Origin of the sequence: Nonomuraea sp. NPDC049714, assembly GCF_044465295.1 — a bacterium.
GTDB lineage: Bacteria > Actinomycetota > Actinomycetes > Streptosporangiales > Streptosporangiaceae > Nonomuraea.
Genome location: NZ_JBITLM010000011.1, coordinates 216379 through 229465, shown reverse-complemented (window position 1 = coordinate 229465; position 13087 = coordinate 216379). Strand labels below are relative to the sequence as shown.

Sequence of the window (13087 nt, the reverse complement as noted above, 5' to 3'; positions counted from 1 at the left end):
TCTCGGGGGCCTGACCGATCGTCGCAACGAAGCGAGGTTTCCCTTGAATGTTCTCGAGCAGGTCAAGAACTCACCCATGAGTCGCGCCCAGATCAGGGCGGTCGCCCTGTGCCTTCTGATCAACCTGATCGACGGGTTCGACCTCCTGGTCACCTCGTTCGTCGGGCCGGCGATCACCCGCGAATGGAGCCTGTCCCCGTCCGGGGTGGGAGTGCTGCTCAGCGGCGGACTGGCCGGCATGGCCATCGGCGCGCTCTTCCTGGCTCCACTCGCCGACCGCGTCGGGCGCCGCCGGCTCAGTCTCGGCTGTCTCGCCCTGGCCGCGCTGGGCATGCTCGCCGCGGCCGTTTCGCAGGACTTCGGCCAGCTTCTCGCCTGCCGGCTGGTGACGGGCGCGGCGGTGGGGGCGATGGCGGCCAGCTTGCCGGTGCTCACCTCCGAGTACGCGAACAACCGGCGCCGGGGGCTCGTCGTCGCGCTGATCACCACCGGTTACGGCCTGGGCTCTGTCATCGCCGGCATCGCCTCCAGCCTCCTGCTGGGCTCGTTCGGCTGGCGGTCGGTCTTCGTGTTCGGCTGCATCGCCACGGCGATCCTGTTCGCCGTCGGACTGCGCTTCCTGCCCGAATCGATGGACTACCTCGTCGCCCGCCGCCCCCCTCAGGCGCTGGACAGGTTCAACCGGATTCTCGTCTCGATGGGCCGCGCCCCCGTCGAGGACCTGCCCGCGTCGGCGTCGACGTCGCGCAAGGTGGCATTCGATTCGATACTCCGCGGGAGCAACGCCGTCCGGACGGTGCTGGTCTGGGTGGCGTTCACCGCGGCGCAGCTGATGTTCTACTTCGCGAGTTCGTGGACGCCCAGCCTGCTGCTGCAGGCGGGCATGTCCAACCAGCAGGGCATCAGCGGTGGGGTTCTGCTGAGCCTCGGCGGTGTCACGGGCGCGGCCTTGCTGGGTGTCCTGGCGTCGCGGATCGAACCGCGGCGGCTGACCGCGGCCTATTTCTTCCTCGGCGCCCTCATGCTCATCCTCTTCTCCGTGTCGCTCGGCATGCTGGCCGGCGCACTGGTCGTGGCGGTGCTCGTCGGACTGTTCCTCAACGGCACGGTAGCCGGGATCAACGTCATCGTGCCGAGCATGTATCCGGCCGAAGCCCGCGCGACGGCTCTCGGCCTGGCTGTGGCCGTGAGCAGGCTCGGTGCCGTGCTGGCACCGCTGCTCGCCGGCTTCCTGCTGCAAGCCGGCTGGGCCCCGGGGTCGATGTTCCTGGTCTTCGCGATACCGGGCGTGATCGGCGGTGCCGCGTTGATCCTCCTCGTCCGGTTCGGGCGGGCGTCCCGGAGCTCTTCGACCGAGCCCAGAGCCGTCGAAGGCGCGGCGGCCGAAGCATGAAGCCCGCTCTCGTGCTGCTTCACGGTGGCGGGCCGGGCGTGGACGCCGCGAGCAACTGGGCGGCGGTGCGCTCCGGACTCGCGGCTGAGTTCCGCTGCCTCGCTCCTGACCTGCTCGGCTTCGGCACGCGGATCACCGGCGCGGGGACGGCCGGCCTCACGGGGCCGCTAGCCTGGGCGCACGCCCGTGCCCGGCAGATCCTCACCGTGCTCGATCGCCACGGCCTGGGACGCGCGCACCTCGTCGGAAACTCGGCCGCGGGCGGTGCCGCGGCGCTGGCGCTCCTGGCCATGGCACCTGACCGGATCGGGCGCGCCGTTCTCATGGGCGGCGCGGGCACCGGACCGCCGCCTGGTGCCGTTCCCTTCTACGACGAGCCGACGGAGGAGTCGATGCGCGCCACTCTGGGTCGTCTGGTCGCCGACGAGAGCGTCCACCGTGAGCTCCTCGACGACCTGGCCGGTGTCCGGCTGGAGCGGGCCCTGCGGCCCGGCGCCGAGGAGGCCTTCCGATCGATGTTCGCCCACGTCGTCGACGGGCCGCCCCCCGTCGATCCGACCGAGATCGTCAATCCGGTCCTCGCCCTGCACGGGGAGCGCGATCGGGTCTCACCGGTCGAGGTCTCCGAGCGGCTCGCCGAGGCCCTGCCCCACGGCCGCCTGCAGGTGGTGGCGGGGGCCGGGCACTGGATCCACGTCGATCGGCCGGACGAGTTCCGCCGCCTGGTAGGGGAGTTCCTGAACGCATGACACAGCAAACCAGCGAGGACCGAGTCGGCGTCCTGGTCGTCGGCGCCGGCCCCACCGGCCTGACCCTCGCCATCGACCTCGCCCGGCGGGGGGTGGCGTGCCATGTCGTGGAGGCGACCGAAGAGCGAGGCGTCAATCCCCGGTGCAACACCACCTCCGCCCGGTCGATGGAGATCTTCCGACGGCTCGGGCTCGCCGACGACATCCGGCGGGCCGGCCTGCCCGAGGACCACCCCACCTCGATCCAGTACCGGACGACCCTGCGGGGCGAGGAGATCTTCCGCATCGACCTGCCCTCGGCGGGCGACGTGCTGGCCGGTGTCGGCAGGGACGGCTGGCCCACGCCGGAGCCGCAGCACCGGATCTCGCAGCTGTTCCTGGAACCCATCCTGGAGCGGCACGCGAACAGGCTCCCCGGGCTGACCCTCGAACGCGGCACCCGGCTGGTGGAGTTGCGGCAGCACGAGGACCATGTCGAGGCGGTCGTGGAGACCGAGGGCGCCCGTCGCACCCTTCACTGCGCCTACGTCGTCGGTTGCGACGGGGCCCACAGCGCCGTCCGCCGGCAGCTGGGCATCCGCTACGAAGGCGTCGACGCGATCCAGCGGTTCGTGTCGACCTTCGTCCGCTCACCCGAGCTCGGGCGGCTGGCCGCACGGGACCGGGCCTGGACGTACTGGACCTACGGCCGCCGGCTCGCCTCGTTGATCGCCATCGACGGGGACTCGTTGTGGCTCAACCACGTCGCCTTCGCGCCCGGCCACGACACCGAGGGCGAGGATCCCGAACAGCTCCTGCGCGAAGCCGTGGGCGGCCCCGTCGAGCACGAGGTGCTCGGCGTGGTGCGCTGGACCGGCCGCCGGCTGGTCGCCCAGCGCTACCACGACGGCCGGGTGTTCCTGGCCGGAGACGCCGCCCACATCTGGATCCCCGTCGGGGGGTTCGGCATGAACGCCGGCATCCAGGACGCGGCGACGCTGGCCTGGATGCTCGCGGCGGTCTGCCACGGCTGGGCGCCACCGGACCTGCTGACCGCGTACGAACGGGAGCGCAAGCCGGTGGGGGAGCAGTTCGCCCAGGCGGTGGGATCGGCCGCGGGCAAGTCCCTCGCGGACGTCTCGCCGGACATCCACCTGTCCGGCCCGGCCGGTGAGCGGGCTCGCGCCGAGCTCGCCGGGCGGCTCGCGGTCACGGAGCCGCACCGGTACTCACCCGACGGCTTCAGCTTCGGCTACCACTACGCGGGCTCCCCCCTCGTCGTCGGCGGAGAGGACCAGGCCGCCATCACCATGGGCGGTTACCGGGACCGGGCGCAGGCCGGTTTCCGGCTGCCCCACGTCTGGCTGGCGGACGGCCGCTCGGTGTTCGACGTGCTCGGACCCGACTTCACCCTGGTGCGGACCGACCCGGACGTCAGCGTGACGCCCTGGGGCGTGGCGGCTCGTGAGCTCGGGATCCCCCTCGTCGTGGTCGACCTGCCGGCGAACCACACCGACCGCTATCCGGCGGCGCTCCTGCTCGTACGCCCGGACCAGCACGTCGCCTGGATGGGCGGATCGGACGCTCGCCCCCACGAGCTCCTGCACACAGTCACCGGGCGCGTCCCCGCCCGCCAGCGGTAAAGAACACCAGGAGAACCACATGCCATACGCACTGGGCATCGATGTGGGCGGCACGTTCACCGACGCCGTCGCCTCCGACGGGGCCGGCCGCATCGTGTCGGCCAAGACGCCGACGACCCCGCCGAACCGCGAGGTCGGCGTCATGCGCGCGATCGAGGAGCTCGCGGAGGCGCTGGGCATCGGCGTCGGCGAGCTGCTCTCGCAGACCGACTACATCGCTCACGGCACGACCGCGTCGATCAACGCCCTGGTCCAGGGGGAGGTGGCCGATGTCGGGCTGATCGCCACCAAGGGTCACCGGGACTCGATCTACATCATGAACGCCGAGGGCCGCACCCTCGGCCGGTCGGCCCACGAGATCCAGGACACGCTCCGGCAACGCAAGCCCGCGCCGCTGATCCCGAAGTACCGGGCGCTCGAAGTGACCGAGCGCGTCGACTACGCCGGGAAGGTTCTGGTCCCCCTGGACGAGGACGAGGTCCGCCGAGTCACGCGGTCCCTCGTGGAGCAGGGGGTCGAGGCCATCGCCGTCTGCCTGCTGTGGTCGTTCAAGAACGGGGCCCACGAGCGGCGCGTCCGCGAGCTCATCCACGAGATCGCGCCGGACATGTACGTCACGCTCTCCTCGGAGGTCAGCCCGCGCATCCGCGAGTTCGCCCGGACCTCCACGACGATCATGAACGCCCAGATAGGGCCGCGGCTGCGCACCTACCTGCTCCCGCTGCAGAAACAGCTGGAAGAGGGCGGGCTCAAGGGGCCCCTGCTGGTCATGCAGAGCGAGGGCGGCACCATCACGGCCGACCGGGCTCCGGAGCACGCCATCACCACGGTCGGGTCCGTCCTGTCCGGCGGCGTCATCGGCGGGATGCGCCTGGCCGAGCAGCTCGGGCACCGCAACGTCATCACCACCGACGTCGGCGGCACGACGTTCCTGGCGGGGCTGGTCGTCGACGGGGAGCCGGTCATGGCGGCGGGTTCCATCGTGAACCAGTTCCCGATCAACGCCGCGACGATCCGCGTGCACACCATCGGTTCCGGCGGTGGGGCTCTCGCGTCGGTGGACGCCGGCGGCAACCTGCGGCTCGGCCCGCAGAGCGCCGAGGCCGTCCCCGGCCCTGCCTGCTACGGCAACGGCGGCACGCGGCCCACGAACACCGACGCCAACCTGGTCCTCGGCATCCTGAGCGAGCGCGGACTGCTCGGCGGCCGCAAGCCGCTGCGCCTGGACCTGGCGAGGGAAGCCATCCGCGAGCACGTGGCCGAGCCGCTCGGCCTCACCGTCGAGGAAGCCGCGATCGCCATCCACGAGGTGCAGAACGCGCAGGCGGGAGACCTTCTCCGTCGCGCTGTCGTGCAGGCCGGCTACGACTCCCGCGACTTCGTCGCCTACGCGTTCGGCGGTGCCGGACCGGCCCACTGCGCCGGCTACTGCCAGGACCTGGGCGTGAGCGAGGTCGTCGTGCCGCTCGGTCCCGTCGCGTCCGCCTTCTCGGCCTACGGGCTCGCGGCTTCGGACGTCGTGCTGAGCGCGGAGCTCTCCGATCCGTCCGCGTTCCCGGTCGACCACACGGTGCTCGAGTCCCACTTCGCCCGGCTCGAAGCCGACCTGCAGCGTGCGCTCGACCGGCAGAAGGTGAAGTTCCACGACGTGACGCTGCAGCGCGAGGTGGACCTGCGCTATTCGATGCAGGTCACCGAGCTCGCGACGGCCGTGCCGGACGAGAAGTTCACCGAGCGCACCGGTGACGAGATCCTCGAACGCTTCGAGGAGCAGTACGAGCGCATCAACGGCAGCGGTGCCGGATACCGCGAGGCCGGCGTGCAGGCGATCACCTACCGGGTGCGGGTCAAGGCGGGCCTCGGCTTCCCGGTCGTGCTGCCGGACATCCCGAAGGCCGCCGGGTCGGACCCCGCGGCGGCCCTCCTCGGCGAACGCTCCGTCTGCCTCGACTCGCAGATCGGCTTCGTGCCGACCCCCGTCTACGACTACGCCCGGCTGCGCGCGGGCCACGAGCTCGCCGGACCGGCGATCGTCGAGGTGCCGACCACGGTCGTCGTGGTCCCCGCCGGGGTCACCGGCCGCGTCGACCGCCTCGGCAACCTCGTGCTGAGCTACCAGTGAGGACAGTTCCCATGACATCCAGGATTCCCGGGGCGGACGAGTTCACCAGCCGTCCCCTTCCCCGCGAGGAGCTGCTGCGGCAGATCTCGCCGGCCCTGCCGCTGCACCAGGTCGACGACGAGCAGGCGGAACAGGTCGACGCCCTGACCTACGAGGTCGTCCGGCACCGGCTCTGGGCGATCACCCAGGAGATGGGGGAGACGCTGCGGCGGATGTCGGGCTCGCACGTCGTCACCGAGTCCAACGACTTCAACTTCTCCATCTGCGACGAGCTCGGTGAGCAGGTCCAGGTCGGCACCTACAACGTGGGCCTCATCGGCTCGATGGACCTGGCCATCGTCTGGACGCTGCGCAACCGCAGCGACAATCCCGGCATCACCGAGGGCGACATGTTCCTGTGCAACGACCCGTGGATCGGCGGCGGGCTGCACCAGAACGACGCCGCGATCCTGGCGCCGATCTTCCACGAGGGCAAGCTGTTCGGCTGGACGACGGCCATCGCCCACCAGATCGACCTGGGCGGGCCGCGGCCGGGCTCCTTCAGCCCGTCGGCGCAGGACGTGTTCGGCGAGGCGGTCCCGACCCCGCCGATGAAGGTCGTTCGCGGGGGAGTCCTGCAGCGCGACGTCGCCGACGCCTGGGTCCGGCGCTCGCGGCTCCCGCACCTGGTGGGGCTCGACCTCCGGGCCAAGATCGCCGCCAACAAGAACGCGGCGGAGCAGATCCTCCGGCTCATCGCCAAGTACGGCGCCGACACCGTCAAGGTCGTGATGCGCCGGATGATGGACGACGCCGAACGCCGGCTGCGAGCCAAGCTCATGAACCTGCCCGACGGCACCTGGACCGCCGTCGGCTACCAGGAGCAGTCGCAGACCGGCGACCGCGGCCTGCACGCGATCAAGGTCGCGATGACCAAGGAGGCCGACCGGCTCGTCTTCGACTTCCGCGGGACCGCCGAGCAGACCGGCATCATCAACTGCCCCTACCCGGGGCTGCGGGCCGGGATCGTCTTCACGATGCTGCCCCTGCTGGCCGGGGATATCCCGTGGGCGGCGGGCGGGCTGATGCGCTGCTTCGAGATCATCACCGACGAGGACACCATCACCAACGCGTCGTTCCCGGCCGCGGTCGGCAAGGGACCGTTCGGGCCGGCGTGGGGATCGGGCAACCTGGTCGCCGAGGTGCTCGCCAAGATGCTGGACGCCGAACCCAGCCACCGCGGCGACGTGCAGTCGATCTGCAACGGCACCACCGACCTTTGCGTGGTGTCCGGTGTCGATGTGCGCGGCGGCGGCAGCAAGGGCTTCGTGTCACCGGTGTTCGACGTCATGGCCGGTGGCTACGGGGCTCAGGTGTACCACGACGGCGTCGACACCGGCGGCCGGCTCATCATCCCCTCCGCGCGGGCACCGGATGTCGAGATGACCGAGTACCTCTACCCTCTCGTCGCCCTGTGGCGCCGCGAGCAGATCGACTCCGGCGGGCCCGGCCGGCAGCGGGGCGGGATGAGCGGCTCGGTCTGCTACGTCCAGCACCCGGACCAGAAGGGAACGATGTCCCTGATCGTCTCCGGGACCGGCAAGGTCGCGAACCAGAACGTCGGACTGGCCGGCGGTCATCCGGGCAACTCCCAGCTCGACCTGGTGGTGCGCGGCGTCAACGATCCCCAGCTCGCCCAGGCGACCGCCATCCCCGGCGACCTGGGCGAACTCGGCGGGGACATCGAGGTCCTGCCCTGCGAGGGTGAGTCGGATCTCGGCCCCGGTGACGCCCTCTACCTGCACTGGCAGGCGGGCGGCGGGTACGGCGACCCCCTGCTGCGTACCGCCGGGAGCGTGCGCGAAGACGTCCGGCAGGCCCGCGTGTCGGCGGCGGCCGCGAGGGACGTCTACGGCGTCGTGCTCCGCGAGGACGGTGACGTGGACGCGACCGCGACCGGCGAGACCCGCGAGAAGCTGCGGCGCCGGCGCGCTGCCGGGGCCGGCCTGCCCGAGGCGTCGCTCAAGCCGATCGGCACGCTGGATCCCGACGCGCTGGATCTCGGCACGCTGGATCCCGACGCGCTGGATCCCGACGCGCTGGATCCCGACGCGCTGGATCTCGATGGGGCGCGCCGTCTCGACGACAACCTCGCCGTCCTGGAATCGCCGGATGGCGGGACCGTCGTGTGTCTTCATTGCGGCACCCGGATCGGGCCGCTCGCCGGCAGTGCGTTCGTCGCGGCGCTGGCGCGTCGCGACGGAGCCCCGACGGAAGCGGGACCGCACATCTGGCACGACCCGTCCGAGTACGTCGACGCGGAGATCGTCTTCCGGCAGCTGTACTGCCCCGGCTGCCTGACCGCGGTCCACTCCCGCGTCGTCCCCGTCGACCACCCTCTCCCTGCCGACGACTACCGGAGCTGACGCCGACGCGATAGGTAGAACGTTCTGTCTTGACGGTTCGGTTGAACGTTGCCATACTTGCTCAAGATAGAACGTTCGGTCTCGTCTGATCGAGGAAACCGACGTCCCGTACACCTCACTTCTGAGAGGATCATCGTGACCACCGTTGACTCACCCGCCGCCGGCGGGATCGCGCCGGCTCTGCGTCGGCTGTACTTCGTGCGGTTCGCGTTCGCCATCGTCTGGGCGGCCTTGCTGGTCGTCACCATGTCGCGGCTCGGGCCGCTCGGTATCGCCCTGGTCGTCCTTTACCCCTTGTTCGACGTCGCCGCGGCGGTCGTGGACGCTCGCTCGTCCCGTGCCACCGGATCGGCTCTCGGGCTGTATGTGAACATCGCGGTCAGTCTTCTCGCCGCCGTCGGCCTGGCCATCGCCGGCGCCTCCGGTGTGCCGGCGATCCTGCGGGTGTGGGGCGTATGGGCGGTCGTTTCCGGGATCGTCCAGCTGATCGTGGGTGTCGGCCGTCGCAAGATGGGCGGCCAGTGGCCGATGATCCTCAGTGGCGGCATCTCCGTGCTGGCCGGGGGGTCGTTCTTCCTGGGGGCCGCCGCGCCGAATCCCATGCTGACCAACATCGCCGGCTACGCCGTCCTCGGCGGCGTCTTCTTCCTCGTCTCGGCGCTGCGCCTCGGCCGCGCCGCCAAGGGGAACTGACATGGACACCACGACGTACGACGTCATCGTCATCGGCGCGGGCCCAGTCGGGGAGAATGTCGCCGACAGGGTGGTACAGGGCGGTTTGACCGCCGCCATCATCGAGCGGGAGCTGGTCGGAGGCGAGTGCTCCTACTGGGCCTGCATGCCGACCAAGGCGTTGCTGCGGAGCGCGGCGGCGCTCCGGGCGGCCCGCCAGGTGCCCGGCGCGCGTGAGGCCGTGACCGGCGACCTGGACGTGGCCGCCGTCCTCAGCCGTCGCGACTCCTTCGCCTCGCACTGGAAGGACGACGGGCAGGTCGCCTGGCTGGAGCAGGTGGGGATCCCGCTGTTCCGCGGACAAGGGCGGATCACGTCCGCCCGGACCGTCGAGGTGACCGGTGAGAACGCCGTCAGGACGTCGCTGACCGCGCGGCACGCGGTCGTCATCGCGACCGGAAGCGGCGCGCTGGTCCCGGACCTCCCCGGACTGCGCGAGGCGGCCCCGTGGACGAGCCGTGAGGCGGTCGCCGCGAACGTGGTTCCCCGCAGGCTCGCCATCATCGGCGGTGGCGTGGTGGCGTCGGAGATGGCCACCGCGTTCGCCGCTCTCGGCGCCTCGGTGACGATGCTGGCTCGTGACGGTGTGCTGCCACTCGCGGAGCCGTTCGCCGGCGAGCGGGTCATCGAGTCGTTACGCGACGCCGGTGTCTCCGTCCGTCTCGGCGCGGAGGCCGGATCGGTGAAGCGCGACGACGACGGAACCGTACACGTCACACTCACCGACGGCGGGCAGATCGAAGCCGACGAACTCCTCGTCGCGATCGGCCGCACACCCAACACCCAGGACATCGGCCTGGACCACGTCGGCTTGACGCCGGGCGCCTGGCTCACGGTCGACGACACGATGCGGGTCGTCGGGGAGGACGGCGCGCCGATCGGCGACGGGTGGCTCTATGCCGCCGGGGACGTGAACCGGCGCGTGCTGCTCACTCACCAGGGCAAGTACCAGGCTCGTGCCGTGGGGGACGTCATCGTGGCGCGCGCGAAGGGCGAAGCGGTCGAGGACGGCCGGTGGGGCCGGCACGCGGCGACGGCCGACGAGCGCGCGGTGCCACAGGTGGTCTTCACCGAGCCGGAGATCGCCTCGGTGGGACTGACCGCCGCGGCCGCCGAGGCCGCCGGACTGCGGATCCGGGTCGTCGACCACGACCTGGGCGCCATCGCCGGCGCCGTCCTGCATGCCGAGGGATACCGGGGCGACGCCCGGATGGTCGTCGACGAGGACCGGAAGGTGATCGTCGGCTTCACGCTGGCGGGCCCGGACGTCGCGGAGCTGCTGCACGCGGCGACGATCGCCGTGGTCGGCGAGATTCCGCTGGACCGGCTGTGGCACGCGGTCCCGGCTTATCCAACCGTCAGCGAGGTCTGGCTACGGCTGCTTGAAGCCTACGGCCGCTGACGCGTCCGGCGGGCGTCCGCGTTCGCGCCCCTGGCCTGATCCGAAGACCTTGATAACGCCGCCGACCACTGTATAGTGAGCGTTACATACACAGAATGGGGCGTCAGAGTGATGAGCACGTTGGATGTCGGGGACGGGCAGGTGGCCTACACCGACGTCGGTTCGGGCAGCCCGGTCGTGTGGCTGCACGGCTCGGGGCCGGGGGCCACGGGCATGAGCAACTTCGGCGGCAACCTGCCGGCCTTCGAGGACTACCGCAACATCGTGGTGGACCTCCCCGGCTGGGGAAGCTCCCCGCGGCCCGCGACGGACGAGCCGCTGATCTTCCACGCGGCGGAACGCGTGCGCCGCGCGATGACGGCTCTCGGGATCGAACGCGCCCACCTGGTGGGGAACTCCTACGGGGGCGCCGTCGCGATGCGCATGGCGATGCGTCATCCCGACCGCGTGGACCGGCTCGTTCTCATGGCCCCTGGTGGAGTCCTCCCGGCGGACGCGCCGCCGTGGCCGATCGGGCTTGACCGGCTCTTCGCCTATATGGCGGCTGAGAAGCCCTCGCGCGAGGCGATGGCCGAGTTCGTGCGGCTGATGGTGTACGACGAGACGCTGGCGACCGAGGCCCTCATCGACGAGCGGTACGAGTCGAGCCTCAGGGCCCACCCCGAACTGCCGATTCCGCCGAACTTCGGTGACCTGACCCCCGACCTGGCTCTCATCGCCGCCCCCACGCTGCTCGTCTGGGGGCGGGAGGACCAGACCGTGCCGCTGACCTGGGCGTCCAAGATCCTTGAGGGCATCCCCGACGCGGAGCTCCGCGTGCTGCCTCGCTGCCGGCACTGGGTGCAGTACGAGCGTGCACCTGAGTTCAACCACATTGTTCGCGAGTTTCTGCAGGGCGGAGCAGCCGCCGCATCGAAGGGATGACACCGTGGGTATCCGCAAGCTGGGTTACGTCGGACTCAACGTCACAGACGTCGATGCTTGGACAGACCTGCTCGAACGAACACTGGGAATCGGTGTCACCACGGCGAAATTCGGCACGGACGAAGTCGCCCTGGCCGCACTTGACGAGTATAAGTATCGCGTGGCCCTTTACCCGTCCACCCAGGACAGCCCGCACGAGCTGGGCTGGATCGTCGATTCACCGCACGAGCTCGACAGGCTCAGCCGGCGGCTGACGGACGCCGGATTCACCGTCGAGGACGGCACCCCGGAAGAGCTGGAACTGCGCGGCGCCACCCGGCTCCGCTGGTTCACCGACCCGGTCGGTTACCGCGTGGAGCTGGCGATCGGCGAAGCCAAGGCGCGCCCCGGTGACAGGCCTCCGCATGGTTCCCCTCACGGTGCCACCGGCCTCGGCCACTTCGTCCTGGCCGGCCCGAAGCTCGACGAACTCCGCGACCTGTACGAGTCCGTGCTGGAGTTCAAACTGACCGATTACCGTGCGCCCGGCCTGTTCTTCTTCCGCTGCAATGCGACCCACCACAGCATCGCGCTCGCGAAAGCGGAAACGCCGTCGATCCACCACCTTGAATTCGAGCACGGCTCGATCGACGACGTCGGGCGAGCCTACGACCGGGCCAAGTCCAACGGCGTGCCGATCTCGATCAGCCTCGGCCGGCACATGAACGACAAGGCGATCTCGTTCTACGTACGGAATCCCAGCGGGTTCCACCTGGAGATCGGCTGCGGGGGGATCGACGTGGGCGAGGACTGGACGCCGCACGACTTCGGCGTCTCGGACGTCTGGGGACACCACCACGCCGACGCCAATCCGTTCGCTTCGCCGACGTCATGACGACCACGCTCTCGGGCCCTGACCTCTCCGGCCGCCGCGCCGTCGTGACCGGCGCGGCGAGTGGCATCGGCGCGGCCGTGGCGACAAGGCTGGCGGGGCTGGGCGCTCATGTCGTGGTGTGCGACATCGATGCCGAGGGTGCGGCACGGACGGCTGAGCGGATCGGTGGTGAGCCTCTGGTGCTCGACCTGAGCCGGACCGCCGGCCTGGCTGACTTGACGCTGGAAGCGGACATCCTGGTGAACAATGCCGGTGTCCAGCACGTCGCACCCATCGACGAGTTCGATCCTGATCAGTTCGCGTTCATGCTGCGGCTGATGTTGGAGGCGCCGTTCCTGCTCAGTCGTGCCGTGCTTCCCCGCATGTACGAGCGCGGCTGGGGACGGATCGTCCACATCGCCAGCGTCCATGGTCTGCGGGCCAGCGCTTACAAGTCCGCGTACGTCAGTGCCAAGCATGGTCTTCTGGGACTCTCGAAGGTCATCGCGCTGGAGGGCGCGGCCAAGGGCGTCACCAGCAACTGCGTCTGCCCCGGGTATGTACGGACCCCGTTGGTCGAGAAGCAACTGGCGGACCAGGCGGTGGTTCACGGGCTGAGCGCCGACCGGGTGATCTCGGACGTACTGCTGGCGCGATCGGCGGTGAAACGCCTGATAGAGCCCGACGAGGTCGCCGGCGTGGTGGGCTTCCTGTGCTCGCCGGAGGCGATGTCCATCACCGGCACCGAGCTGACGGTCGACGGCGGATGGAGCGCTTCCTGACAGCAGCTCCGGTCAGGTCGTCCGACCTCTCAAAGAGGCGGTGCACACAGAGTGCACCGCCTCTTTGAGTTCGCGGAGCAAGCCCGCCGTCAACCGGTCGAGC

At 70.4% G+C, this 13087-nt stretch carries 10 protein-coding genes; all 10 read left to right on the top strand.

From position 1 onward, the window contains the following. The first annotated feature begins 76 nt into the window (after positions 1-76). The 10 genes from ACIBQX_RS36245 (at position 77) to ACIBQX_RS36200 (ending at position 12984) form a co-directional block, all read left to right on the top strand. On the top strand, positions 77-1393 hold the full coding sequence (locus ACIBQX_RS36245; protein WP_397012660.1) for an MFS transporter: 1317 nt from the start codon (positions 77-79) through the stop codon (positions 1391-1393). Positions 1394-1404: 11 nt separating this feature from the next. Next, entirely contained in the window at positions 1405-2142 is a 738-nt protein-coding gene (locus ACIBQX_RS36240) for an alpha/beta fold hydrolase (RefSeq protein ID WP_397012659.1), read from the top strand. After that, complete coding sequence (locus ACIBQX_RS36235) at positions 2139-3764, top strand: FAD-dependent monooxygenase (RefSeq protein WP_397012657.1); 1626 nt, start codon at positions 2139-2141, stop codon at positions 3762-3764. Before ACIBQX_RS36240 ends, ACIBQX_RS36235 begins: the two co-directional genes overlap by 4 nt. Before the next feature lie 19 nt (positions 3765-3783). Next, the gene (locus tag ACIBQX_RS36230; protein WP_397012655.1) at positions 3784-5886 is read left to right on the top strand and encodes a hydantoinase/oxoprolinase family protein; all 2103 of its coding nucleotides are present in this window, start codon (positions 3784-3786) and stop codon (positions 5884-5886) included. 11 nt (positions 5887-5897) lie between these two features. Then, complete coding sequence (locus tag ACIBQX_RS36225) at positions 5898-8291, top strand: hydantoinase B/oxoprolinase family protein (RefSeq protein WP_397012653.1); 2394 nt, start codon at positions 5898-5900, stop codon at positions 8289-8291. Positions 8292-8426: 135 nt separating this feature from the next. Next, a complete protein-coding gene (locus tag ACIBQX_RS36220; RefSeq protein WP_397012651.1) occupies positions 8427-8984 on the top strand; it encodes a hypothetical protein in 558 nt (185 codons plus the stop codon). Position 8985: 1 nt separating this feature from the next. Further along, positions 8986-10425 carry a dihydrolipoyl dehydrogenase family protein gene (locus tag ACIBQX_RS36215; RefSeq protein WP_397012649.1) on the top strand — a complete coding sequence of 480 codons (1440 nt, stop codon included), beginning with the start codon at positions 8986-8988 and terminating at the stop codon, positions 10423-10425. 111 nt (positions 10426-10536) lie between these two features. Then, positions 10537-11349, top strand: a complete 813-nt coding sequence (locus ACIBQX_RS36210; RefSeq protein ID WP_397012647.1) for an alpha/beta fold hydrolase — start codon at positions 10537-10539, stop codon at positions 11347-11349. After that, a complete protein-coding gene (locus tag ACIBQX_RS36205) occupies positions 11279-12223 on the top strand; it encodes a VOC family protein (RefSeq protein ID WP_397012645.1) in 945 nt (314 codons plus the stop codon). Before ACIBQX_RS36210 ends, ACIBQX_RS36205 begins: the two co-directional genes overlap by 71 nt. Continuing rightward, entirely contained in the window at positions 12220-12984 is a 765-nt protein-coding gene (locus tag ACIBQX_RS36200) for a 3-hydroxybutyrate dehydrogenase (protein WP_397012643.1), read from the top strand. The genes ACIBQX_RS36205 and ACIBQX_RS36200 overlap by 4 nt, the downstream gene beginning before the upstream one ends. Positions 12985-13087 lie beyond the last annotated feature (103 nt).